The organism is Cupriavidus sp. 86D6 (assembly GCF_057815095.1).
Genome location: NZ_JBYPSB010000001.1, coordinates 230,274 through 254,041, shown reverse-complemented (window position 1 = coordinate 254,041; position 23,768 = coordinate 230,274). Strand labels below are relative to the sequence as shown.

The 23,768-nt window shown below is 64.7% G+C and carries 20 protein-coding genes and 1 pseudogene; 7 read left to right on the top strand and 14 right to left on the bottom strand.

The genetic code is table 11. The features are described from left to right. Positions 1-10 precede the first annotated feature (10 nt). Together AC3G88_RS01170 and AC3G88_RS01165 are read left to right on the top strand one after the other, a co-directional pair. The gene (locus tag AC3G88_RS01170; RefSeq protein ID WP_488892992.1) at positions 11-1,066 is read left to right on the top strand and encodes a CDP-6-deoxy-delta-3,4-glucoseen reductase; all 1,056 of its coding nucleotides are present in this window, start codon (positions 11-13) and stop codon (positions 1,064-1,066) included. Between the two features lie 261 nt (positions 1,067-1,327). Further along, positions 1,328-2,515, top strand: coding sequence for an acetylornithine transaminase (locus AC3G88_RS01165; RefSeq protein ID WP_488892991.1), 1,188 nt, complete (start codon positions 1,328-1,330; stop codon positions 2,513-2,515). A 91-nt stretch (positions 2,516-2,606) separates the two neighbouring features. Here the strand turns inward: AC3G88_RS01165 and AC3G88_RS01160 are convergent, their stop codons facing one another. The 7 genes from AC3G88_RS01160 to AC3G88_RS01130 all read right to left on the bottom strand — a co-directional run bounded on the left by AC3G88_RS01160 (position 2,607) and on the right by AC3G88_RS01130 (position 9,815). Then, positions 2,607-3,323 (bottom strand): ABC transporter ATP-binding protein, encoded by a 717-nt coding sequence (locus tag AC3G88_RS01160; protein WP_153947357.1) that lies wholly within the window; start codon positions 3,321-3,323, stop codon positions 2,607-2,609. Positions 3,324-3,338: 15 nt separating this feature from the next. Next, a complete protein-coding gene (locus tag AC3G88_RS01155) occupies positions 3,339-4,115 on the bottom strand; it encodes an ABC transporter ATP-binding protein (protein WP_153947356.1) in 777 nt (258 codons plus the stop codon). A gap of 13 nt (positions 4,116-4,128) precedes the next feature. After that, complete coding sequence (locus tag AC3G88_RS01150) at positions 4,129-5,283, bottom strand: ABC transporter permease subunit (protein ID WP_400394916.1); 1,155 nt, start codon at positions 5,281-5,283, stop codon at positions 4,129-4,131. A gap of 13 nt (positions 5,284-5,296) precedes the next feature. Continuing rightward, complete coding sequence (locus AC3G88_RS01145) at positions 5,297-6,232, bottom strand: branched-chain amino acid ABC transporter permease (protein WP_092601748.1); 936 nt, start codon at positions 6,230-6,232, stop codon at positions 5,297-5,299. A gap of 221 nt (positions 6,233-6,453) precedes the next feature. Next, the gene (locus AC3G88_RS01140; RefSeq protein WP_153947354.1) at positions 6,454-7,662 is read right to left on the bottom strand and encodes a branched-chain amino acid ABC transporter substrate-binding protein; all 1,209 of its coding nucleotides are present in this window, start codon (positions 7,660-7,662) and stop codon (positions 6,454-6,456) included. Between the two features lie 669 nt (positions 7,663-8,331). Next, positions 8,332-9,324 carry a 4-hydroxy-3-methylbut-2-enyl diphosphate reductase gene (gene ispH, locus AC3G88_RS01135; protein ID WP_153947353.1) on the bottom strand — a complete coding sequence of 331 codons (993 nt, stop codon included), beginning with the start codon at positions 9,322-9,324 and terminating at the stop codon, positions 8,332-8,334. Further along, on the bottom strand, positions 9,324-9,815 hold the full coding sequence (locus AC3G88_RS01130) for an FKBP-type peptidyl-prolyl cis-trans isomerase (protein WP_029051225.1): 492 nt from the start codon (positions 9,813-9,815) through the stop codon (positions 9,324-9,326). Before AC3G88_RS01130 ends, ispH begins: the two co-directional genes overlap by 1 nt. 387 nt (positions 9,816-10,202) lie before the next feature. Between AC3G88_RS01130 and rpmB the strand changes: the two genes are divergently transcribed. The 3 genes from rpmB to nadB all read left to right on the top strand — a co-directional run bounded on the left by rpmB (position 10,203) and on the right by nadB (position 12,457). Continuing rightward, positions 10,203-10,436 (top strand): 50S ribosomal protein L28, encoded by a 234-nt coding sequence (gene rpmB, locus AC3G88_RS01125; RefSeq protein WP_008644908.1) that lies wholly within the window; start codon positions 10,203-10,205, stop codon positions 10,434-10,436. Positions 10,437-10,449: 13 nt separating this feature from the next. Further along, positions 10,450-10,620 carry a 50S ribosomal protein L33 gene (rpmG, locus tag AC3G88_RS01120; protein WP_029051226.1) on the top strand — a complete coding sequence of 57 codons (171 nt, stop codon included), beginning with the start codon at positions 10,450-10,452 and terminating at the stop codon, positions 10,618-10,620. A 223-nt stretch (positions 10,621-10,843) separates the two neighbouring features. Next, entirely contained in the window at positions 10,844-12,457 is a 1,614-nt protein-coding gene (gene nadB, locus AC3G88_RS01115) for an L-aspartate oxidase (protein WP_488770736.1), read from the top strand. A 33-nt stretch (positions 12,458-12,490) separates the two neighbouring features. Here the strand turns inward: nadB and nadC are convergent, their stop codons facing one another. The 6 genes and pseudogenes from nadC to purN form a co-directional block, all read right to left on the bottom strand. Next, complete coding sequence (gene nadC, locus AC3G88_RS01110; protein ID WP_488892990.1) at positions 12,491-13,354, bottom strand: carboxylating nicotinate-nucleotide diphosphorylase; 864 nt, start codon at positions 13,352-13,354, stop codon at positions 12,491-12,493. After that, positions 13,351-14,505 carry a quinolinate synthase NadA gene (gene nadA / locus AC3G88_RS01105; RefSeq protein ID WP_488892989.1) on the bottom strand — a complete coding sequence of 385 codons (1,155 nt, stop codon included), beginning with the start codon at positions 14,503-14,505 and terminating at the stop codon, positions 13,351-13,353. The genes nadC and nadA overlap by 4 nt, the downstream gene beginning before the upstream one ends. A gap of 141 nt (positions 14,506-14,646) precedes the next feature. Continuing rightward, a complete protein-coding gene (locus tag AC3G88_RS01100) occupies positions 14,647-15,837 on the bottom strand; it encodes a DesA family fatty acid desaturase (protein ID WP_153947349.1) in 1,191 nt (396 codons plus the stop codon). 308 nt (positions 15,838-16,145) lie between these two features. Further along, positions 16,146-17,500 (bottom strand): annotated as a pseudogene (locus AC3G88_RS01095) (mechanosensitive ion channel family protein). A 53-nt stretch (positions 17,501-17,553) separates the two neighbouring features. After that, a complete protein-coding gene (locus tag AC3G88_RS01090; RefSeq protein WP_488770739.1) occupies positions 17,554-18,951 on the bottom strand; it encodes an RsmB/NOP family class I SAM-dependent RNA methyltransferase in 1,398 nt (465 codons plus the stop codon). Then, a complete protein-coding gene (purN, locus tag AC3G88_RS01085; protein ID WP_488892988.1) occupies positions 18,948-19,607 on the bottom strand; it encodes a phosphoribosylglycinamide formyltransferase in 660 nt (219 codons plus the stop codon). The genes AC3G88_RS01090 and purN overlap by 4 nt, the downstream gene beginning before the upstream one ends. Positions 19,608-19,844: 237 nt before the next feature. Here purN and AC3G88_RS01080 point away from each other — a divergent pair, with 237 nt between their 5' ends. Continuing rightward, complete coding sequence (locus tag AC3G88_RS01080; protein WP_029051234.1) at positions 19,845-20,504, top strand: response regulator; 660 nt, start codon at positions 19,845-19,847, stop codon at positions 20,502-20,504. A 143-nt stretch (positions 20,505-20,647) separates the two neighbouring features. Here AC3G88_RS01080 and AC3G88_RS01075 read toward each other — a convergent pair whose 3' ends face one another. Next, complete coding sequence (locus tag AC3G88_RS01075) at positions 20,648-22,438, bottom strand: ATP-binding response regulator (RefSeq protein ID WP_488892987.1); 1,791 nt, start codon at positions 22,436-22,438, stop codon at positions 20,648-20,650. A gap of 284 nt (positions 22,439-22,722) precedes the next feature. Here AC3G88_RS01075 and AC3G88_RS01070 point away from each other — a divergent pair, with 284 nt between their 5' ends. After that, entirely contained in the window at positions 22,723-23,712 is a 990-nt protein-coding gene (locus AC3G88_RS01070; RefSeq protein ID WP_488770741.1) for a bifunctional riboflavin kinase/FAD synthetase, read from the top strand. Positions 23,713-23,768: the final 56 nt, after the last annotated feature.

Below are 23,768 nucleotides of genomic sequence, written 5' to 3'. Positions count from 1 at the left end.
AGACCCGATTATGGCTTATCAAGTTACCGTCATGCCGAGTGGCCACAAGTTCGAAGTGGCCGCCGACGAAACCATCCTGGGCGCCGCGCTGCGCCATAGCATCGGCCTGCCCTACGGCTGCAAGAACGGCGCCTGCGGGTCGTGCAAGGGCCGCGTGGTCGAGGGTACGATCCACCAGGGCGACCATGCCGCATCGGCGCTGACTGCCCAGGAAAAGACCGAGGGCCGCGCGCTGTTCTGCTGCGCCAATGCCACGTCGGACATCACGATCGAATGCCGCGAGGTGCATGGCGCCGGCGACATCCCCATCAAGAAGATCCCGTGCCGCGTGGCCACCATGGAGCGCCTGGCCGACGACGTGATCTCGGTCCGGCTGCAACTGCCCGCCACCGAGCGCATGCAGTTCCTGGCCGGCCAGTACGTGGAATTCCTGCTGCGCGACGGCAAGCGCCGCAGCTATTCGATTGCCACGCCGCCGCACGAGGAAGGCCCGATCGAACTGCATATCCGCCACATGCCCGGCGGCGCGTTCACCGACTACGTGTTCGGCGCCAAGGAAGGCATGCCGGCCATGAAGGAACGCGACATCCTGCGCTTCGAGGGCCCGCTGGGCAGCTTCTTCCTGCGCGAGGATTCGGACAAGCCGATCATCCTGCTGGCATCGGGCACCGGTTTCGCGCCGATCAAGGCCATCGTCGAGCACGCCGCCTATACCGGCATCACCCGCCCGATGACGCTGTACTGGGGCGGCCGCCGTCCGGCCGACCTGTACATGCACGCGCTGTGCGAGCAGTGGGCGCGCGACCTGCCGAACTTCAAGTACGTGCCGGTGGTGTCCGACGCGCAGGCCGGCGACAACTGGACGGGCCGTACCGGCTTTGTCCACCAGGCCGTGATGGCCGACCATCCGGACCTGTCGGGCCACGAGGTATACGCCTGCGGCGCGCCGGTCATGGTCAACGCCGCCCGCACCGATTTCTCGGCCCAGTGCCGCCTGCACGAGGACGCGTTCTTCGCCGATTCGTTCACGTCCGAGGCCGATCTGCACGCGGCCGGCGGCGCCTGACCGGCCCCGCCGCCGTTGGCGCCGACACAACAATGCCACCCGGGTCTGCCAAATTTCGCTTTGACACCCGGGCGCATGCGTCTTATATTGGCCGCCATGAACACCGCCATGATCCGACGCCGCGCACGTACGTTGCTCCCCTCCGGGGTGCCGCGCGGCTGACCGCAGACAGCGTTTGTTCAGGTCAACAAGCCACGGGCAGCCCCCGTGGCTTTTTGCTTTTCTCCGTCCCTCTTTTCGTGCCGATCCCAGGAGTCCGCCATGGCATTTGCTGAGTTTCCCGTCCAATCGCTGATGTACATCACCAACCGCCCCGAACTGGTCTTCACCGAAGGCAAGGGTTCGTGGCTGACGGACCATAACGGCAAGCGCTATCTGGATTTCGTGCAGGGCTGGGCAGTCAACGCGCTGGGCCATTCCAACGAGGGCATGATCCAGGCGCTGGAGACGCAGGCCCGCAAGCTGCTGAACCCGAGCCCGGCCTTCTACAACGAGCCGATGCTGAAGCTCGCGCAGCAGCTGACCGACAACAGCTGCTTCGACAAGGTGTTCTTCGCCAACAGCGGCGCCGAAGCCAACGAAGGCGCGATCAAGCTGGCGCGCAAATGGGGCCGCAAGCACAAGGACGGCGCGTTCGAGATCATCACGATGGACCACAGCTTCCATGGCCGCACGCTGGCGACCATGAGCGCATCGGGCAAGGCCGGCTGGGACACCATCTTCGCGCCGCAGGTGCCGGGCTTCCCGAAGGCCAACCTGAACGACCTCGCTTCGGTGGAAAAGCTGATCAACGACAAGACCGTCGGCATCATGCTGGAACCGGTGCAGGGCGAAGGCGGCGTGATCCCCGCCAGCCGCGAGTTCATGCAGGGCCTGCGCGCGCTGGCCGACAAGCACAAGCTGCTGCTGATCGTCGATGAAGTGCAGACCGGCTGCGGCCGCTGCGGCACGCTGTTCGCGTACGAACTGTCGGGCGTGGAGCCGGACATCATGACGCTGGGCAAGGGCATTGGCGGCGGCGTACCGCTGTCGGCGCTGCTGTGCAAGGCCGACGTGGCCAGCTTCGAGGCCGGCGACCAGGGCGGCACGTACAACGGCAACCCGCTGATGACGGCCGTGGGCAGCTCGGTGATCTCGCAGCTGACCGCGCCGGGCTTCCTGGACGACGTGAAGGCCAAGGGCGAATACCTGCGCGAGCAGCTGCTGGCGCTGTCGGCGGAGTTCGGCCTGGGCGGCGAACGTGGCGAAGGCCTGCTGCGCGCGCTGGTGCTGGGCAAGGACATCGGCCCGCAGATCGTGGAGGAAGCGCGCGAGATGAACCCGACCGGCCTGCTGCTGAACGCGCCGCGGCCGAACCTGCTGCGCTTCATGCCGGCCCTGAACGTGACGCGCGACGAGATCGACCAGATGATCGGCATGCTGCGCGCGTTGCTGAAGAAGCTGGCGTAAGCAAAAAAGCCTCGCAGAACGCGAGGCTTTTTCGTTTGAAGCAGCAGGTGTTTGCTCCCCTCTCCCACGTCGTGGGAGAGGGGAGACAACCTCACTCGCCCAGATACGCGGCCCGCACCTTCGGATCGTCCAGCATCTGCTTGGCGTCGCCGCTCATCGTGATCAGGCCCGACTCCATCACGTAGCCGCGGTGGGCGGCCTGCAGCGCCAGGCGCGCGTTCTGCTCGACCAGCAGCACGGTCACGCCCTGCCCCGACACGGTACGCACCACCTCGAAGATCTTCTCGACCATGATCGGCGACAGACCCATCGACGGTTCGTCCAGCAGCAGCAGCTTGGGCTGGCTCATCAGCGCACGCGCCATGGCCAGCATCTGCTGCTCGCCGCCGGACATCGTGCCGGCCAGCTGGTTGGCACGCTCCTTCAGGCGCGGGAACGTCTCGAACATGCGGTCGATGTCGGCCTTGATGCCGGCCTCGTCGTTGCGCGTGTACGCACCCATCTGCAGGTTCTCGGTGATCGTCATGCGCGCGAACACGCCGCGGCCTTCCGGCACCATCGCCAGGCCCTGCTTGAGCAGCGTGTAGCTGGGCACGCCCTTGATGGACTTGCCCATGTACTGCACGTCGCCGCCGGCCCAGCCCTGCAGCCCGGTGATGGCCTTCATGGTCGTGGTCTTGCCGGCGCCGTTGGCACCGATCAGCGTCACGAGTTCGCCGTCCTGGATCTCCAGATCGACACCCTTGACGGCCTGGATGCCGCCATAGGCCACCTTCAGGCCCGCAATCTTCAGAATCGTTTGTGGCATTGCTTCTCTCCCGCCTTAGTGCGCCGACGCGCCGAGGTAGGCCTCGATCACGGCAGGATTGCTCTGGACTTCATGCGGCAGGCCCTGCGCGATGACCTTGCCGTAGTCCAGCACGGTCAGGCGGTTGCACAGGCCCATCACCAGTTTCACGTCGTGCTCGATCAGCAGGATGGTCTTGCCATCGTTCTTGATCTTTTCCAGCAGGCCGCGCAGTTCCACCTTCTCGGTGGCGTTCATGCCGGCCGCGGGCTCGTCCAGGGCCAGCAGCTTGGGCTCGGTGGCCAGCGCGCGGGCGATCTCCAGACGGCGCTGGTGGCCGTACGAAAGGTTCTTCGAGGTGAAATTGGCGTACTTGCCAATGCCGACGTAGTCCAGCAGGTCGTGCGCCATGTCCTCGATGCCCTCTTCCTCGCGGCGCACCGCAGGCGGACGGAACACGGCGCCGAACAGGCCCGCCTTGGTCCGCACGTGGCGGCCCACCATCACGTTTTCCAGCGCGGTCATGTCGCCGAACAGGCGGATGTTCTGGAACGTCCGCGCGATGCCGGTCTTGGCCACCTCGTGCACGGCGGTCGGCTGGTACGGCTTGCCGCCCAGCACGAACTCGCCCGAATCGGGCGTGTACAGGCCCGTGATCACGTTGAAGAACGTGGTCTTGCCCGCACCGTTCGGGCCGATCAGGCCGTAAATCTCACCGGGCTTGATCTGCAGGCCCACATCGGACAGCGCCTGCAGGCCGCCGAAACGCTTGTTGACCCCCTGTACGGACAGGAGGAATTCGGAATTGCTCATGTTGTCCTCCTGCTCAGAAACGGCCCACGTTGCCCGCGCGGCGCACCACCGGGCGGTCTTCCTTGCGCGGCGATGGCCAGATGCCTGCCGGGCGGTACAGCATCACCGCCACCAGCGCCAGGCCAAACAGCAGCTGACGCAGCACTTCGGCATCAACGATCACGTGGCCGAACAGGCCGGTCTGGATCGGCTCCGCCACCACGCGCAGCAGTTCCTGGAAACCCACCAGCAGGACGCCGCCCAGGATCACGCCCGGGATATGGCCCATGCCGCCCAGCACCACGATGGCCAGGATGTAGATCGATTCCCACAGCGTGAACGATTCCGGCGAGACAAAGCCCTGGAATGCGCCGAACACCGCACCCGAGGCGCCGCCGAACGACGCTCCCATGGCAAAGGCCAGCAGCTTCATGTTGCGGGTGTTGATGCCCATGGCCTTGGCTGCGATCTCGTCTTCGCGGATGGCCACCCAGGCCCGGCCGATGCGCGAGTTCTGCAGGCGCAGGCAGATGAACACGATCACGATGACCAGAAACACCAGCAGGTAGTAGTACATGAAGACCGGCGTGAACTTCATCCCGAAGATCTCGTGCGATTTCGAGAAGTCGAAGCCGAAGATATGCACCGGGTCCACCGCCGTGATGCCCTTGGGGCCGTTGGTGATGTTCACCGGACGGTCCAGGTTGTTCATGAAGATCCGGATGATCTCGCCGAAGCCCAGCGTCACGATGGCCAGGTAGTCGCCGCGCAGCTTGAGCGTCGGCGCCCCCAGCAGCACCCCGAAGGTGGCCGCGATCAGCACCGCGCATGGCAATACGAGCCACATCGTCAGGTGCAGGCCGTTCGGGAACAGCTGGTGGATCCACTCGAACTGGTTGGCCAGGTGCGGCGAACCGAGCAGCGCCATGCTGTAGGCCCCCACCGCGTAGAACGCGATGTAGCCCAGGTCAAGCAGGCCGGCAAAGCCCACCACGATGTTCAGGCCCAGCGCCAGCATGATGTAGAGCAGCGCGAAGTCGAGCACGCGCACCCAGTAGTTGCCGCCGAAGGTCTGGACGAAGAACGGCGCGCACAGCGCCACCACCAGGAAGGCCAGCAGGGCCGCCAGGGTCTTGGCCGGGACACGCGACGGTGCCGCCACGGCCGTGGATGGAATCGGAGTATTCATGGATTCTCTCCCCTCAGGCCCGGTCGGCCACGCGTTCGCCCATGATGCCGGACGGACGGAACACAAGTACGGTAATCAGCACGATGAAGGCAAACACGTCCTGGTAGTTCGAGCCGAACACACCATTGGTCAGGTCGCCGATATAGCCGGCGCCCAGTGCCTCGATCAGCCCCAGCAGCATGCCGCCCACCATGGCGCCGGCCAGGTTGCCGATGCCGCCCAGCACGGCGGCGGTGAACGCCTTCAGGCCGGGGATGAAGCCCATGTAGAAGTGGGCATTGCCGTAGTTGGTGGCCATCATCACGCCTGCCAGCGCCGCCAGCGTGGCGCCAATCATGAATGTGGCCGAGATCACGAAGTTGGGGTTCACGCCCATCAGGCCCGCCACCTTCTGGTTCTCGGCGGTGGCGCGCATGGCGCGGCCGAGCTTGGTGCGGTTGACCAGGGCCAGCAGGCCTGCCATGACCATCACGGCCAGGCCGATGATGACCATTTCCTTGCCGGTGATGGTGGCGCCGGTGGAACCGATGTCGATCGGGTCCGAAGGCAGCAGTTGCGGGAACGTCAGCGGGTTGCGCGACCAGATCAGCATCCCCATGGTCTGGAGGATGATCGAGACACCGATCGCGGTAATCAGCGGGGCCAGGCGCGGCGCGTTGCGCAACGGCCGGTAGGCCACGCGTTCAATGGTATAGGCAAGCACTGCACAGACGGGCATGGCGATCAGCGTGGCGATCACCAGCGTCAGCCATTCGGGCAGGCCGGGGGCGAATTTCTGCAGCCCCATGATTGCCGACAAAGCGGTCAGCGCGCCAATCATCAGGACGTCGCCATGCGCGAAGTTGATGATGCCCAGAATGCCGTAGACCATGGTGTAGCCCAGTGCGATCAGCGCATAGATGCTGCCGAGCACCAGACCGTTCACGATCTGCTGGATAAAGATATCCATGAAAACTCCTGCTTCAGCCCCGCTCCGGCCGGCATGGTGTGGATGCCGCGGAAGGGACGGTAATGTTGGATAGGTCGGGTAGGTTGGTAATCAGTTTTGCTGGTGTGCTGCCCGCCCTGTTCCACCCATGGTAAGGATGCTCATAACACGTTGGCGAGACTAAAAAGAACGGCACCGCAAGGTACTCACGGTGCCGTTCGTCTGGGACGGTAAGCCCCGGATTACATCTTCACGACGTCGAGGACGGACTTCTTCTTGTCCTTGTACTCGTACAGCGTGATGGTGCCTTCCTTCATGTCGCCCTTCTCGTCGAAGGCGATGTTGCCGATCACGCCCTTGTAGTTCGTCTTGGGCATTTCGGCCAGGATGGCAGCCGGTTCGGTCGAGTTGGCGCGCTTCATCGCATCCACGATCACCATCACGGCGTCATAGGTGAACGGTGCGTAGATCTGCACCGGCGAGTTAAAGCGGGCCTGGTAACGCTTCTCGAAATCGGCGCCCGTTTCCATCTTCGACAGCGCCAGGCCGGCTTCCGAGCAGATGATGTTGGTCACTGCGTCGCCAGCCAGTTCGGCCACCTTGTCGGTACACACGCCGTCGCCGCCAACGATCTTGGACGTGATGCCCAGTTCCTTGGCCTGCTTGGCGAACGGGCCGCCGGTGGCGTCCATGCCGCCGTACATGATCACGTCCGGCTTCTTGCCCTTGATCTTGGTCAGAATGGCCTTGAAGTCGGTGGCCTTGTCGTTCGTGGCTTCACGTGCCACCACGTTCACGCCGGCGGCCTTGGCGGTCTTCTCGAACTCGTCGGCCAGGCCCTTGCCGTAGGCGGTGGCGTCGTCGACGATCGCCACGCTCTTCGCGTGCAGGCTCTTGGCGGCGTAGTTGGCCAGTGCCGGGCCCTGCTGGGCGTCGGTGGCCACCACGCGGTACGTGGTCTTGAAGCCTTGCTTGGTGTAGTCGGGGTTCGTCGACGACGGCGAGATCTGCGTGATGCCGGCGTCGCTGTAGATCTTCGAGGCCGGGATCGACACGCCCGAATTCAGGTGACCCACCACGGCCACGACCTTGGCATCCACCAGCTTCTGGGCCACGGCGGTGCCGGTCTTCGGATCGGCGGCGTCGTCTTCGCCCACCAGTTCCAGCTTGATCTTCTTGCCGCCGATCTCCAGACCGGTCTTGTTCACTTCCTCGACGGCCAGGCGTGCGCCGTTTTCGTTGTCCTTGCCAAGGTGGGCGATGCCGCCCGTCAGCGGCGCGGCGTGGCCGATCTTGACGACGGTTTCACCGCCACCGGCGGCGGCAGGCGCCGCGGCGGCCGCCGGTGCAGATGCTGCCGCATCAGCCGGCTTTTCTTCCTTCTTGCCACATGCAGCGACCAGCGCCACAGCGGCCGCGATCGGCAGAATCTTGGCAAACGTGAATTGCATGAGTGATCTCCTAGGATTCACAAAAACAGGGAAATAACTACGCCTCCCGGACGTATTCCCTGGACCGCCTTTGTTTAGTTTCAATTTGAAACGCGCGCATTGTATCCCCTTTCTTTGCGGATGCAATACGCGACGCAACAACCTGAACCATTTACCCGCCAAATGAGCTAGGGAATTTCCCCAATGCACAGAATGGGGCAATCTCCGCCCACTTGGCAGACCCGTCTCCTTCCCTTTCAAGAATCATGCCTGCAGCGCCTGAGGCGCCGCACAGGGCACCAATTAAGCCGTCCCGGCGCCACCCATAATGCCGTGCTATTAATTAGGCATTTCATTCGATTTACCGGACGCCTGCTCTAATGTGCAGAATGTAGCGCCGCACCATAATAGGGAAAACCCCATTCCCCGGGATTACCCTGATATTGTCTGCGTGTTCGTACAGGTACCCCCGGATAATCACGCCAAATAAGGCATTGCGCCGTGCAAGGCGTATTGCAATGTATTCCGGAAGATACGGCTCGACGCACCGGTGCGGTGCAACCGGTGGTGATGGGATACGGAGAAGCGCCAGAGATGGGGCGCGGTCGGGACGAGGTGCGCTGGAAACGCAAAACGCCGCTGGCGGCGGGCCAGCGGCGTTTCGGAAACGTCAGAAAGCAGGCGGGGTCGTCAGGACTGGACCGACACGCTCGCCAGGCCGCGCGGCAACGGGAACGACATGTTCTCTTCCACGCCTTCCAGGGCCCGCACGCTCTTGACGCCAAACGTGCGCAGGCGCTCGACGATGGCCTGGGCCAGCGCCTCGGGTGCCGACGCGCCGGCGGTCAGGCCGATCCGGCGCTTGCCAGCCACCCACTCGGGCTTGAGCTGCTCGGGGTCGTCCACCATGTAGGCCGGCACGCCAAGGCGGTCGGCCAGTTCCCGCAGGCGGTTCGAGTTCGAGCTGTTCGGGCTGCCCACCACGATCACCACTTCCACCTGGGGCACCATGAACTTCACGGCGTCCTGGCGGTTCTGCGTGGCATAGCAGATGTCCTGCTTCTTGGGCTCGCGGATCTGCGGGAAGCGCGACTTGAGCGCGGCCACGATTTCGGCCGTCTCGTCCACCGACAGCGTGGTCTGCGTGACGTAGGCCAGCTGGGCCGGGTTGGCAACCTCAAGGCGGTTCACATCTTCCACCGATTCCACCAGCAGCATGCCCTGCTCGGACTGGCCCATCGTGCCTTCCACCTCGGGGTGCCCCTTGTGGCCGATCATGATGATTTCGCAGCCTTCGGCGCGCATCTTGCCCACTTCGACGTGGACCTTGGTCACCAGCGGGCAGGTGGCATCGAACACCGTGAGGCCACGGCGCGTGGCATCGGCACGCACTTCCTTCGACACGCCGTGCGCACTGAAGATAACGGTCGAACCGGCTGGCACTTCGTCCAGTTCGTCGATGAAGATCGCACCCTTCTTGCGCAGGTCGGCCACCACGTAGGCGTTGTGCACGATCTCGTGGCGCACGTAGATCGGTGCGCCGAACCGCGACAGCGCGCGTTCGACGATTTCGATGGCGCGGTCCACGCCGGCGCAGAAGCCGCGCGGCTGCGCCATCAGGATTTCGGCGTCTGCAGAGGTAGTGAGTTCGGTCATGCTGCGTTCCATCGCCACGGCGGACATCAGAGAATTCCGATCAGCTGGACGTCAAACAGGATCGTCTGTCCGGCCAGCGGGTGGTTGAAATCGAAGAGCGCCGCGGTGTCGCCGTATTCCTTCAGCACGCCGGCGTACTTGCCGCCGCCGGGCGCGTTGAATTCGACGAGATCGCCGGGGGTGTATTCCTCTTCGAACGAGCTGTTCTCGCGCAGCGTGGCCAGCGAGACCCACTGCAGCAGTTCAGGATTGCGCGGGCCGAACGCGTGCTCGGCATCCAGCCGGTACGTCATGCGGTCGCCCTCGGGCATGCCCAGCAGCGCCTGCTCCAGCGTCGGGGCAAGCTGGCCCTGGCCCAGCAGCAGCGTGGCGGGCTTTTCCTCGAACGTGCTCACCACTTCGGTGCCGTTCTCGAGGGCGATACTGTAATGAAGCGTCAGGAAGGAATCGGCCTGGACGGTCTTGCGCGCGGACGCGCCACCAGCGGCGGCTTGCGCCGAAGAAGTTTGCAAAGTCATGGGAGTCAACCGGTCAACAGCCGCCATTGTATGCGACTGGACCGTCCGCCGCCGGGTACGGCCGCGCCCCTGTGTCGGAAATCGACGAAGTTGTTCCGCCGTCGCCGGGCTGGACAGGCCGCCCCCGCCCCATTACAGTGTGGCCCGCACCACTGTTCGTCCGTGGTGCGTCCAGAGCAGGACCGGCTTCCGGGCGTCATCCCACGTGACGCAGGCGGCACGGCGCAACAGCCCCCTTCCGAATCTGCCGGAAGGCATTGATTCGCCGCTCGATTCCGGTCTATAATGTTCGTTTCGCTGAAGTACCAATCCGCTGCAGTCCGGGCCCGTGCGCCTTTTGTTGATCTGTTGCGAACATTGTCCACGAATAAGATTTAGGAGTGCTTCATGGCACGCGTCTGTCAAGTGACCGGGAAAGCGCCGATGGTCGGCAACAACGTTTCCCACGCAAACAACAAGACCAAGCGCCGTTTTCTGCCCAACCTGCAGAACCGCCGCTTCTTCGTTGAATCGGAAAACCGCTGGGTGAGCCTGCGCGTCTCGAACGCCGGTCTGCGCCTGATCGACAAGAAAGGCATCGACGCCGTGCTCGCAGACCTGCGCGCACGCGGCGAAGTCTAATAAGGAGTAAATCATGGCCAGCAAAGGCGGACGCGACAAGATCAAGCTGGAATCGACCGCGGGTACCGGTCATTTCTATACGACCACCAAGAACAAGCGCACCATGCCGGAAAAGATGGAGATCTCGAAGTTCGATCCCATCGCCCGCAAGCACGTGCCTTACAAGGAAACCAAGATCAAGTAATTGATCCCTGGTCTTCAGCCGAAAGCCCCGCCCTCGCGGGGCTTTTTGCTTTGGGGCATCCGCCTGCACCGGGCTTGGGCGCCGCCGGCGTTGTGGCTCCCGCCTTTCCACACCCCGCCAACCCTTGTCAGACAAGGGAAAGATGTCAGTTTCGTGGCAAGCCGGTGTAGACTTGCCAGCTTTCCCCATCACGCTTTCGCCCCCGAAGCGATCCCCCTGCACCATGAACTTCGATGTCGCGATTGTCGGCAGCGGTCTGGCCGGCCTTACCGTCGCGCTGCAGCTGGCCGACACTCACCGGGTTGTCATCCTCAGCAAGCGCGCCATGACAACGGGGGCCAGCGACTGGGCGCAGGGCGGCATTGCGGCAGTGCTCGATTCCGGTGACAGCCACGACGAGCATACGCAGGACACGCTCGTCGCCGGTGCCGGACTCTGCGACGAGGAAGCCACGCGCTTTATCGTGGAGCATGGGCGCGAGGCAATCCAGTGGCTGATCGATCGCGGCGTGCCATTCACGCGCGACGACCAGGCCGAACTTGGCTTCCACCTGACGCGCGAGGGCGGCCACAGCCGCCGCCGGATCATCCACGCGGCCGATGCCACGGGCCACGCCGTGGTCACCACGCTGGCCGAGCAGGCGCGCAAGCATCCGAACATCACGATCCTGGAAGACCAGTTCGCGATCGACCTGATCACGTCGGCCAAGCTGGGACTGCCCGGCAACCGCTGCTACGGCCTCTACGTGCTGGATGTGAACACGGACGAGGTACGCACCATCACGGCCACGCACACGGTGCTGGCGGCCGGCGGCGCGGGCAAGGTCTATCTCTATACGACCAATCCCGACACGGCCACCGGCGACGGCATCGCCATGGCCTGGCGCGCGGGCTGCCGGGTGGCGAACATGGAATTCATCCAGTTCCACCCGACCTGCCTCTATCACCCCTACGCCAAGTCGTTCCTGATCTCCGAGGCGGTGCGCGGCGAAGGCGGCCTGCTGAAGCTGCCCGACGGGACCCGTTTCATGCCCGAGCACGACGACCGTGCCGAACTGGCGCCGCGCGACGTGGTGGCTCGCGCCATCGACTTCGAAATGAAAAAACGCGGCATCGACTGCGTCTATCTCGACATCACGCACCAGCCCGAGTCGTTCCTGAAGGAGCACTTTCCCACCATCCACGCACGCTGCCTCGAACTGGGCATCGACATCGCGCGCGAGCCGATTCCGGTGGTGCCGGCCGCGCACTACACCTGCGGCGGCGTGGTCACGGACACCGCGGGCCGCACCGATATCGGCAACCTGTACGCGGTCGGCGAGACCGGCTGCACGGGCCTGCATGGCGCCAATCGCCTGGCATCCAATTCGCTGCTCGAATGCATGGTGATCGGCCAGGCCGCAGCCTCGGACATCGCGTCACAGGGCAAGTCCGGCGCCCCCGATATCGCGCTGCCCGCCTGGGACGAAAGCCGGGTCTCGGACGCGGACGAAGAAGTGGTGGTGTCGCACAACTGGGATGAGCTGCGCCGGATGATGTGGAATTACGTGGGCATCGTGCGCACCGACAAGCGCCTGGAGCGCGCCCAGCACCGCATCGGCCTGCTGCGCGAGGAGATCGCCGAGTACTACGCGAACTTCCGCGTCACGCGCGACCTGCTGGAGCTGCGTAACCTGGTGGAAGTAGCATCGCTGATCGTCGATGGCGCGTACTCGCGCCACGAGAGCCGCGGGCTGCACTACAGCCGCGACTATCCGGAAACGCTGCCGAAGGCGCTGCCCACGGTGCTGCAGCCGGAAACAGGCCGGGCGGCCCGCCACCGTCAGCACCGGGGCTGATCAAAGGGCCGATGCTCGGCCCTTGGTCGGCCCTTAGCCGATGATGCGCAGCGAGTAGTCGGTCGCGCGCACATCCTTGGTGAGCGCGCCCACCGAGATGCGGTCGACACCGGTCTCGGCGAACCGGCGGATCGTCTCGTAGTTCACGCCGCCGGAGACTTCCAGCAGCGCACGGTCATGGTTCAGCGCCACGGCCTCGCGCATCATCTCCAGCGTGAAGTTGTCGATCAGCACCGACTTCGCGCCCGCTGCCAGGGCTTCTTCAAGTTCGGCAATCGATTCCACCTCGACCTGGATCGACGCCTCGGTACGCAGCGCCAGCGCGGCCTCCATCGCCGCCGTGATGCTGCCGGCCGCGGCAATGTGGTTTTCCTTGATCAGGATGCCGTCGTACAACGCCAGACGCTGATTCTCTCCGCCACCCACCTTTACCGCATACTTCTGCGCCAGCCGCAGGCCAGGCAGCGTCTTGCGCGTATCGAGCACGCGGGCGCGCGTATCGGCGATCAGATCGGCGTAGCGGCGCGTGGCCGTGGCCACGCCCGACAGCAGCTGCAGGAAGTTCAGCGACGGACGCTCGGCGGTCAGCAGCGCCCGGGCCGGGCCCGTGATCTCGCAGACCACGTCGTCGGGCGCCATGCGCGCGCCCTCTTCCTTGTGCCACGTCACCTGCAGGCGCTCGTCCACGGCCTTCATGCACGCCTCGAACCACGGGCGCCCGCACAGCACCGCGGCTTCGCGCACGATCACGCGCGCCTGCACCGGCTTGTCGGCCGGCACCAGCAGGCCGGTCAGGTCGCCGGTGCCCACATCCTCGGCAATGGCGGCGCGAACATTGGCTTCCAGCGCCGCCTTGAGCGCCGGACCGTAGCTGTCGAATACCGGATTCACGCTCATGCGGGGCCCACCCCCTGGAACAGCGCGGCCGCCTTGGCCAGGTCTGCGGCAGGACGCACATTGGTCTTCTGCTGCGCGGCGAAATCGAGCATGCGATCGATGCAGGTAACGGCACGCCGGCCGATATCGGCATCGACGTGGATTTCATTGCAACCGGTCTCTAGCACTTCGGCCAGATTGGTCAGTGCATTCATGGCCATCCACGGGCAGTGCGCGCAGCTCTTGCAGGTGGCGCTATTGCCTGCCGTGGGCGCCTCGATGAACAGCTTGCCCGGCGCGGCCATGCGCATCTTGTGCAGGATGCCGTTGTCGGTGGCCACGATGAATTCGTTCGCATCGAGCTGCTGGGCAGCGGCAATCAGCTGGCTGGTGGAGCCCACCACATCGGCCTGCTCCACCACGTTCGCGGGCGACTCCGGATGCACCAGGACCTTCGCCTTCGGGTGTTCGCGGCGCAGCAGGTCCAGTTCGATGCCCTTGAACTCGTCATGCACCAGGCAGGAGCCCTGCCACAGCAGCATGTCGGCGCCGGTCTGCTTCTGGATATAGCTGCCCAGGTGCTTGTCCGGGGCCCACAGGATCTTCTCGCCGCGCGCGTGCAGATGCTCGACGATCTTCAGGCCGATGCTGGACGTCACCATCCAGTCGGCGCGCGCCTTCACGGCGGCGCTCGTGTTCGCGTAGACCACCACGGTCCGGTCCGGATGCGCGTCGCAGAACGCGGTGAATTCGTCGGCCGGGCAGCCCAGGTCGAGCGAACACGTCGCGTCGAGGTCCGGCATCAGGATGGTCTTTTCGGGGCTCAGGATCTTGGCCGTCTCGCCCATGAAGCGCACGCCGGCCACGACCAGCGTCTGCGCCGCGTGATCGCGCCCGAAACGCGCCATTTCCAGCGAATCGGACACACAGCCGCCAGTTTCCTCGGCCAGGTCCTGCAGGTCGGCATCGACGTAGTAATGCGCCACCAGCACCGCGTTGCGCGCCTTGAGCAGCTTGCGGATACGGTCCTTGAGGGCGCCGCGCTCATCCGGCGTCAGTGCCGGGGGCACCTTGGCCCAGGCATGGGCCACGCAGCTACCGCCGGCGGCGTTGTCGGCATCCGCGAGGTTGGGCTTTTCGAACTCGACGGTCTTGATCGATTGTGGGGTCATCTGTGCAGTACTCCTCGGGGCACCCGGTGGCCGCCGCGCTTGAGCGCGCGATCTATGCCGCGAACATGGGGGAGTGTAGCCAAAAGAAAAGCCCCGCCTGGGGCGGGGCTTTTAGCCATGACGGGCGCGTCGGCGATTGTATCAGGCGTACCGGCGCAGGCGCAGCGAAAACTCCTGCAGCGCCTGAATGCCGCTGGCTTCGGCGCGATGGCACCAGGCCTGCAGCTGGGCCAGCAGTTGTTCGCGCGTCATGTTCGAGCGGCCCCAGATCACGGCCAGCTCGCGGCGCATTTCCACGTAGGTGTGCAGCATCTTGTTCTTCTCGGTGATGCTGGCCAGCTGCTGGCGCTGCGGCGCCCCCAGCTTCACTTCCTCGCGGTGGATCCACTTGCGGGCCGGCTTGTAGCTCTTGTACTCGGGCGAATTGCCTTCCTTGTGCTTGCGCAGCTCGGCCTTGTACGCGTTCTTGAGCGCCTTGGCGTAGCGCGCCATCACGTCGTAGCGGTTGGCGATGATCGCTTCCAGCGTGTTGTGGTCCACCGGACGCGCTTCCACCAGGCGAGCCTTGGGCGGGGTCTTCTTGACCTTGGCCAGGCCGACCGACTGCATCGCGCGGATGTACCACCAGCCTACGTCGATCTCGTACCACTTGATCGAGAACTTGGCCGACGTCGGATACGTGTGGTGGTTGTTGTGCAGCTCTTCGCCACCAATGATGAAGCCCCACGGCGACACGTTGGTCGATGCGTCCTCGCAATCGTAGTTGCGATAACCCCACCAGTGGCCAAGGCCGTTGATGATGCCGGCGGCGTGGATCGGAATCCACAGCATCTGCACGGCCCACACGCTCATGCCGACCACGCCGAACAGCGCCAGGTCGATGATCAGCATCAGGCCCACACCCTGCCAGCCGAAGCGCGAATATACATTGCGCTCGACCCAGTCATCGGGCGTGCCGTGACCGAACTTGGCGATGGTTTCCTTGTTCTTGGCCTCGGCGCGATACAGCTCGGCGCCTTCCAGCAGCACCTTGCGGATGCCGCGGGTCTGCGGGCTGTGCGGATCGTCCTCGGTTTCGCACTTGGCGTGGTGCTTGCGGTGAATGGCGGTCCATTCCTTCGTCACCATGCCCGTGGTCAGCCAGAGCCAGAAGCGGAAGAAATGCTGGGCGATGGGATGCAGGTCCAGCGACCGGTGCGCCATGCAGCGGTGCAGGAAGATCGTGACACCGGCAATCGTGATGTGCGTCACCACGAGCGTGTAGATCACGATCTCCCACCAGGACCAGTTGGCGAGGCCGTTGGCGGCCCAGTCAAGAATTGTGTCGAACAAACTATGTTCTCCGTCGTAAAACGAGTGTTTGCAGCGCGGCACCACCGTGCGGCGCACCTGTCGCGCAGAAAAAAGACTGCAAATTTATCGATTGCGATAGCTTTCTGGCGCGGGCTGTATCCCTGAGGGAGCCTGGCCGAGGCACGAACCGCTGCAATCTGGCGGTTGTCTGGTGTGGGGCTGCGGGTCATCCGTATACCCCGCGACAACCCGGCATTCTACCGGATCGGCGCGAGAGGGACATCCGCTTTTTCCCCGACTTCGATACCTGCCAGCGGCCTTTGTTCCGCAGGTGATGCGCGAAGAACTTACTCGGCGTTGGCTGCGGTGACGGGCAAGGCACCCGGAGTGGGGTTCAGCACCCGCAATTCTCGCTGCGGGAACGGTATGGACACGCCATGTTGCTGGAAAGTTCGCCAGATGGCGCGGTTCATCGCCGATTGCACGCCCAGCCTGCCGTTCTGCGGATCGGCGATGTAGACGGCAGCTTCGTACTCGATGCCGCTATCGGCAAATGCCACCAGGAAGGCGGCAGGTGCCGGTGCATCGAGCACACGTGGATATCGCGCACACATTCCTGCAACAGCCCGATCACCGTTTCGGGGTCCGTGTTGTAGTCGGCCTGCACCCGCACCGCCACCCGCACATTGGTCCCCGAGAACGAATGGTTCTGCACCGACTGGGCCACCAGCTGCTCGTTCGGCAGCAGCGTTTCGCCGTCGCCGTTGCGCAGCACCGTGTAGCGCGTGCGGATCTGCGACACGATCCCGGTGTACTTGTCCACGGTGATCTGGTCGCCGAGCGCGATCGAGCGGTCCAGCAGGATGATGAACCCGGAGATGTAGTTGCTGGCGATCTTCTGCAGGCCCAGGCCGAGGCCCACGCCCAGCGCGCCGCCGAACACGGACAGCACGGTCAGGTCGATCCCCACCAGCGACAGGCTCACCAGCAGCGACACCAGCAACAGCAGCGCCTTGGTGATCCGCGTCAGCACCACCTTGAGATTGGCGTCCAGCGTCTGGGCCCGCATCAGGCGGTCTTCGAGCCAGGAGCCGAACCACATCGCCACCAGCACGGTCAGCAGGATCCAGACCACACCCATCAGCGCGTCGGCAATGCTGATCGGGTGCTTGCCGCCCACCGAAAACCGCACGGACTCCATCCACCGCACCACGTCTGGCAGCAGACCTACCACGTACAGCGCCATGCCGATCCACACCAGCGTGGTCAGCACCTTCTCCACCAGCACCAGCATGCCGTGGAGCTGTCCGTTGGCGGACATCACCCGGCGAAGGATATAGAAGGTGAAATACAGGCCCGTGATGCCGAACAACGGCACCAGCGCCAGCCGCAGCACGCTGATCGACGCGAACGGCGCCAGCGCGTAACGCGCCACCAGCACCAGCAGCCAGGCGAACAGCGGGAACATCGCCCGCTCCAGGCTGACGGCCGCCAGGCGCAGCGCGAAGCTCGATGTCTCGTGCCGCGCTTCGAGCCGCTTGACCACGTTGCGCGCCAGCGGCCACGCCACCAGCAGGCACGCGGCCAGAATGCCGATCTGCCAGAAGAACCCTTGCCCGCCTGCATCGTGGATCAGGTCGTCGAGCATCTTGCCCATGACCGAATGCGAGCGGGTCAGCGCCGCGAGCGTATCAGGGTTCATCGTGCTGCCTTCTGCATGGTTTTGCGCATCTCCCGCTTCAACCCCTTACTCCCTTAGCGCGTACGTTCCAGCACTGCCGCGAAGAAGCCGTCGGTCTGGTGGATGTGCGGATACAGCGCCAACATGCCGCCTTCGGCCGGCAAATCGGGCACCGTGATCTTCTGCTCGGCAAACACCTCCGCCGCCGGCACAAGGCGGAAGTTCTCGTTTTTGGCCAGGAAATCGCGGACGATGGCTTCGTTTTCGGCCTCCAGCACGCTGCAAGTGGCGTACACAACACGCCCGCCACCCTTCACCAGCTTGGCAGCCGCCTCCAGAATCGCCGCTTGCTTGGCGGTCAGTTCCAGCACCGATTCCGGCGTCTGACGCCACTTCAGGTCCGGATTCCGGCGCAGGGTGCCCAGGCCGCTGCACGGCGCATCGACCAGCACGCGGTCGATCTTGCCGGCCAGACGCTTGACCTTGACATCGCGCTCGGAGTCGATCAGCACCGGATGAACGTTGGACAAACCGCTACGTGCCAGGCGGGGCTTCAGGTTGGCCAGGCGCTTTTCCGATACATCGAATGCATAGAGGCGGCCCGTCGAACGCATGGCCACACCCAGCGCCAGCGTCTTGCCGCCCGCACCCGCGCAAAAGTCGACGACCATTTCGCCGCGCTTCGGTGCCAGCAGATGGCACAGCAGCTGGCTGCCTTCGTCCTGTACTTCGACGCCGCCGTTGATGAAGAGCGGCAACTGGTTCAGCGCGGGCTTGCCCTTCAGGCGGATACCGGCGGGGGCCATCGGCGCCGGTTCGGCCGCGATACCAGCGGTCTGCAGTTCGGCCAGCGCCTCCTCGCGGGAGAGCTTGGCCGTGTTGACGCGCAGGTCCAGCGGCGCCGGGCGCAGCCAGGCATCGCCCAGGGCGGCCGTGAACGCTTCGCCATGATGCGCCACCAGGTCGTCGTACAGCCATTCGGGCAGGTTGGCGCGCACGCGCGGCGCCAGGCTCGATCGCTCGATCGTGGTCAGGCGGTCCAGCCACTCGGCTTCATCGGGATACAGGAACGGCGTCAGCGTGTCGCGGCCCAGCGTTGCGGCCAGGCCCAGCAGGCCCAGGCGGCGCGTGGCCGCGCCGGTCCCGCTTTCGGCAAACTGACCAAATTCGACGCGTCGGCGCAACACTGCGAAAACTGCTTCGGCAATGATTCCGCGATCACGATGGCCAAGTTTGTTATTTTCACGGAAGTAGTGGCTCACCACGGCATCGGCCGGACGCGCGAACAGCAGCACCTTGCCGATCAGGCGGTCGATGTGCTGCAGGTGAAACGCCTGCAGCGCGCCCGGCGTACGGGGCGCGTGATTGGCCTGGTCACCCTGGGACCTGCGGATCGGGCTGGCCTTGCCCTTGCTGCCGCGCGAACGCTGGCGGTTGTCGCGGGAGGTCGTGTTTTCTTGTTGGCGACTCATGGCTGTTTTCCTGCCGCTGCGGGCGAGATGGCCATGAACCATTGGGGTTCGGCCGGTTGAACTTGAACTACGCCGTCCTGCACATGCAGGCGGTCTTCGACAAACCAGCGCACGGCGCGCGGGTAAATGACATGTTCGCTATCGAGCAAACGATCGGCCAGAGAGTCTGGCGTATCGCCAGGCAGAACATCGAGCGCAGCCTGTACCACAATCGGGCCGTGATCGAGTTCGGGCGTGACGAAATGCACGGTCGCGCCATGCAGCTTGACGCCCGCCTCCAGCGCTTGCCGGTGCGTATGCATGCCCGGAAAGCTCGGCAGCAGCGACGGATGGATATTCAGCATCCGGCCTGCGTAATGCTCGACGAAGTCGTCGGTCAGGATGCGCATGAAGCCGGCCAGCACCACCAGGTCGGGCTGGTACGCGTCGATGGCGTCGCGCATCGCCGCGTCGAAACTGGAACGATCGGGAAACTCCTTGTGGTCCACCACGCCCGTGGCGATACCGTGACCGGCGGCAAACTGCAGGCCCGAGGCATCGGGCCGGTTCGACAGCACTGCGGCCACGCGCGCCGGCCACCGCTCGGCCGCGCAGGCCCGGACAATGGCTTCCATATTGGAGCCGCGCCCGGAAATCAATATGACAATATTTTTCATCGCCGCGATTCTACCAAGCTGTGGTGCAAACGCTTGCAATCCGTGCTCAATAGGTACTTAATTACCGCGAAACGCGCCTCCCACAACGCTTTTGGGCACGCCTGCAAGAAGAAATACCCAAGTGCCACCGATTGTGACGCGCACCCCGCTCTGTTAGAGTGGGTCCTACGTCCACGCGCCGCTTTCTCGGAAAACGGTGACAACAAGGACGAAACGGGAAATTAGACGGGAATACGCATGTCGAACGCTGCACCGACTTTGTTGGTGGTCGATGATCATCCTATGGCTCTTTCCGGCACCACTGCCTTCCTGGCGGAGGTGATGCCCGACGTTGCTGTCCACGCTGCCGGGAGCGCCAAGGAGGCTCTCCACTCGCTGAACCAGGGACTTCGTCCCGATATCGTGCTGCTCGATATCTGGTTGAATGACGGCACGGGCTTTGATGCCATGCAGGCGTTCAAGACCGTGATTCCGGGCGCACGTTTCATCTTCATGTCCGCCGAAGCCACGCCAGAGATCGTGGGCCGTGCGCGTGCGCTGTCCGCATGCGGCTTCGTCGGCAAGCATCTCGATGCCAATGCCTTTACGGCCGCCGTGCGCAAGGTGCTGGCCGGCGATACGAGCTTTCCGTCGGACGAAGCGCTGTCCGGTCGCTCGCAGTCGTTCGGCCCGGCGCACGGCATTCCCGTCACCCCGGCCGAACTGGGCCTGACGCCGCGCCAGGGCTCGGTGCTGGCACTGGTGCTGGAAGGCCTGCCCAACAAGGTCATCGCACGCAAGCTTGGGCTGACCGAAAACACGGTCAAGGAACACGTGTCTGCCATTCTGCAGCGCCTGGGCGTGCGTACGCGCATGCAGGTGATGTCGCGCATGGAGCGCTTCCGCCTGCGCCAGTAAGCGCCCTGCCCTGCCAGCCACAATAAGGAAACGCCGCCTCCGGGATCCAGGGCGGCGTTTCTGCTTGGATGATGCCTTTCGACGCGTCGTTGAACGGACCGTACAGACAGACAGACAGATAGACGGAACAGACGGCGACCGCTTCAGCCAACCTGCAGCCAGCGGCGCAGCAGCATGCGCAGATTGGCCGGGTCCACCGGCTTGGGCAGCACGAAATAGCCGGCATCCTCGGCCGCCAGCAGCGCCGCCGATTTCAGGTCGCCAGTCAGCAAGGCGCTGCGCGCCTGCGGCTGCGTGGTCTGCCAGCGTTCCAGCAGGTCCAGGCCGTTCTCGTTGCCCGGCAGGCGCAAGTCGCAGAAGATGATGTCCGGCTTCAGGCCCTTGGCGAACAGTGCATCGGCCTCCTGCCCGTGCGCGGCACAGGCGACGCGGATACCCCATGCCTCCATCAGCGCGATCCACGCCTTGCGGATCTGGCTGTCATCGTCCACCACCAGTACCGTGCCGCGCAGCCGATCCTGCCGCGCTTCCTCGGCCTGCGCATTGGCGCGCATGGCCCGGACGTTGGCCACGGTCTCGGCCGGCACCGGCGCCAGCGCGAACCAGAACACCGAACCCTTGCCCGGCACCGAGCGCACGCCATAGGTGCCGCGCATCAATCGCACGCATTCCTTGAAGATGGCCAGCCCCAACCCCAAGCCCTGCGACGGATCGCGCTGGGGGTTATGCACCTGGTAATAAGGCGAAAAGATCTCGGGCAAGTGTTCCGGCGTGATACCCGCGCCGGTGTCCCAGACTTCCACGCGCACATGCTTGCGGCGCTGGCGCGCGGTGACCAGGATGCCCCCGCGCCTGGTATAGCGCAGCGCGTTCTGCACGAGGTTGAACAGCGCGCGCCGCAGCAGCACAGGTTCGGCCATCGCGTAAAGTTCGTCGGGCACGCGCGGCGTCAGCGTCAGACCGCTTTCGCGCGCGTCGGCGGCGAACTGGCTCATGACGTCGTGGATCAACGAGTGGAGCTCGCACGGTTCCATCGTGGGCAGCACCTTGCGCCCTTCGAGCTTGGACAGGTCGAGCAGCGAGCGGAACAGCAGGTCGATGGTCTGCGTGCCGGCCGCCACCTGCTCCACCAGCGGATGCAGAGCGCTGGACTGGTTGCGCGCGCGCAGCGCCTCGACCAGCATCACCAGCGCATGCACGGGCTGGCGCAGGTCGTGGCTGGCGGCGGCCAGGAAGCGGGATTTTTCCTCGCTGGCGTGGAGCGCCCGCTCCTTTTCCTCCTGAAACTGCTTGGCCAGCCGGCGGCTTTCCGATTCGAGCTGGATGGCGCGCACCAGCGTGTGCTGCAGGTTCAGCGAATGGCGCGCCAGCATCAGCGCATAGACCACCAGCAGCAGCTGCACGTAGCCGCCATGGGCCGGAAAGGCGATCTCGGCCAGCAGGATATTGGGCACCAGGATCGGCACGCCGGCAAAAACCAGGTTCGAGGGGATCGGCGACTGCGACGTGGCGCCGCCCGCCAGCACCCCCAGCGTCAGCAGGTACAGCACGCTGGAAAACACCACCGAGCCTGTATACAAATGCAGCAGCGCCGAGCTTCCCCAGGTCAGGCCTGTCAGGAAGGCAATCGCCCGCATGTTGTTCCACCACTTGCGCGTGTGCGCCGAACGGCTCATCTTGCCGCTGTCGCGCTGGTATCCAAGGTAGAACCAGCTGCCGCCAGCCGTCAGCAGCAGCATGATTGCGCACCAGACCAGTAGCGCGGCATGGCTGGCTTCGTTCCAGAACGCCCAGGCGGTCAGGCCCGGCAGGAGCACGGACGAGGCGATGGCGGTGGGGGAGACGCGATGGACCGTGGCCAGCAGCTTGGCCCGCGTCTCGGTGTCCAGTTGCGGCCCGGGGGGCGGCAATATCTTGTTAAGCAGCGCGTTCAAGTGTGGCCTGGCATGTAAGGCGACGACATTCCGCTGCGACAGACCCGGGGAGCGGCGACTGTTGCAGGAATCGCGCGGTTCTTGTTCTGAATTGGGCATATCATGCCGCCTTTTGCGGCGCTGCGCCATCGTGGAGTGGCGGATAGGCCCACAAATTCGCCATTTGTGGGCAGCTTGCCTACAACGGCACAAGGCCGGTGCCGTCAAAAGAGGCAATCCGGCGGCACGCGGGGCCATTCGCCTTATAATGCTCGCTTTCCCTGAAAAGCTCGTCCGCCGTCCTCGTGAAAGTCTTCCGCGGCCTGCCCAACGCCGAAAGCCGGGCGCCCTGCGCGCTCACCATCGGCAATTTCGACGGTGTGCATCGCGGCCACCAGTCGCTGCTCGCGCGCGCCCGTGCGGCCGCCGACGCGCGCGGCCTGCCGCTATGCGTCATGACGTTCGAGCCGCACCCGCGCGAGTTCTTTGCGCCGGAGCACGCCCCCACCCGTATTGCCCTGCTGCGCGACAAGCTCGATGCCTTGCGCCGCAACGGCGTGGACCGCGTGGTGGTGGAACACTTCAACGCCCATTTTGCCGCCCAGTCGCCGCAGCAGTTCGTCGAGAACGTGCTCTGGCACGGCCTGCATGCGCGTTGGGTGCTGGTGGGCGACGATTTCCGCTTTGGCGCCAAGCGCGCCGGCGACTTCGGCTACCTGCTGCAGGCCGGCCGCCAGTTTGGCTTCGATGTGGAGCAGATGGGCTCGGTCTCCGAAGGCGGCATCCGCATTTCGAGTTCGGCCGTGCGCCAGGCGCTGGCCGATGGCGACCTGGAACACGCGCGTCGCCTGCTGGGCCACGGCTATGCCATCAGCGGCCACGTGATCCACGGCCGCAAGCTGGGCCGCAACCTGGGGTTTCCGACCCTGAACCTGCGGATCACGCACAAGCGCCCGGCCGTGAACGGCATCTTCGTGGTGCAGGTCCATGGCATTGCCGATCACCCGCTGCCAGGCGTGGCCAGCATTGGCGTGCGACCCACCGTGGAAGACGCCGGCCGCGTGCTGCTGGAGGTGCATTTGTTCGACTTCAACGCGAACCTCTACGGCAAGCTGGTGCGCGTGGAATTCATGAAGAAGCTGCGCGACGAAGAGCGTTTTCACACGCTCGAGGCGCTGACCGAGGCCATCGCCAAGGATGCCCGCGAAGCCCGGGCGTTCTTCGGCCTGGAGGCCGCCAATCCGGCCGGCGACCGGCGCGACTTCGCCACCTCCGCCACCGACCGAATTAGCTAGCGGCCGGCGGCGCGCCCCATGCATGCGCGCCGCCGGGACCCGCCCTGCCTTGCCCC

Bases quoted from the DNA above. Each gene is read 5' to 3' on its own strand.
- AC3G88_RS01170 (WP_488892992.1), top strand. From the start codon at position 11: ATGGCTTATCAAGTTACCGTCATGCCGAGTGGCCACAAGTTCGAAGTG.
- AC3G88_RS01165 (WP_488892991.1), top strand. From the start codon at position 1,328: ATGGCATTTGCTGAGTTTCCCGTCCAATCGCTGATGTACATCACCAAC.
- AC3G88_RS01160 (WP_153947357.1), bottom strand. From the start codon at position 3,323: ATGCCACAAACGATTCTGAAGATTGCGGGCCTGAAGGTGGCCTATGGC.
- AC3G88_RS01155 (WP_153947356.1), bottom strand. From the start codon at position 4,115: ATGAGCAATTCCGAATTCCTCCTGTCCGTACAGGGGGTCAACAAGCGT.
- AC3G88_RS01150 (WP_400394916.1), bottom strand. From the start codon at position 5,283: ATGAATACTCCGATTCCATCCACGGCCGTGGCGGCACCGTCGCGTGTC.
- AC3G88_RS01145 (WP_092601748.1), bottom strand. From the start codon at position 6,232: ATGGATATCTTTATCCAGCAGATCGTGAACGGTCTGGTGCTCGGCAGC.
- AC3G88_RS01140 (WP_153947354.1), bottom strand. From the start codon at position 7,662: ATGCAATTCACGTTTGCCAAGATTCTGCCGATCGCGGCCGCTGTGGCG.
- ispH (WP_153947353.1), bottom strand. From the start codon at position 9,324: ATGTCCGCCGTGGCGATGGAACGCAGCATGACCGAACTCACTACCTCT.
- AC3G88_RS01130 (WP_029051225.1), bottom strand. From the start codon at position 9,815: ATGACTTTGCAAACTTCTTCGGCGCAAGCCGCCGCTGGTGGCGCGTCC.
- rpmB (WP_008644908.1), top strand. From the start codon at position 10,203: ATGGCACGCGTCTGTCAAGTGACCGGGAAAGCGCCGATGGTCGGCAAC.
- rpmG (WP_029051226.1), top strand. From the start codon at position 10,450: ATGGCCAGCAAAGGCGGACGCGACAAGATCAAGCTGGAATCGACCGCG.
- nadB (WP_488770736.1), top strand. From the start codon at position 10,844: ATGAACTTCGATGTCGCGATTGTCGGCAGCGGTCTGGCCGGCCTTACC.
- nadC (WP_488892990.1), bottom strand. From the start codon at position 13,354: ATGAGCGTGAATCCGGTATTCGACAGCTACGGTCCGGCGCTCAAGGCG.
- nadA (WP_488892989.1), bottom strand. From the start codon at position 14,505: ATGACCCCACAATCGATCAAGACCGTCGAGTTCGAAAAGCCCAACCTC.
- AC3G88_RS01090 (WP_488770739.1), bottom strand. From the start codon at position 18,951: ATGAGTCGCCAACAAGAAAACACGACCTCCCGCGACAACCGCCAGCGT.
- purN (WP_488892988.1), bottom strand. From the start codon at position 19,607: ATGAAAAATATTGTCATATTGATTTCCGGGCGCGGCTCCAATATGGAA.
- AC3G88_RS01080 (WP_029051234.1), top strand. From the start codon at position 19,845: ATGTCGAACGCTGCACCGACTTTGTTGGTGGTCGATGATCATCCTATG.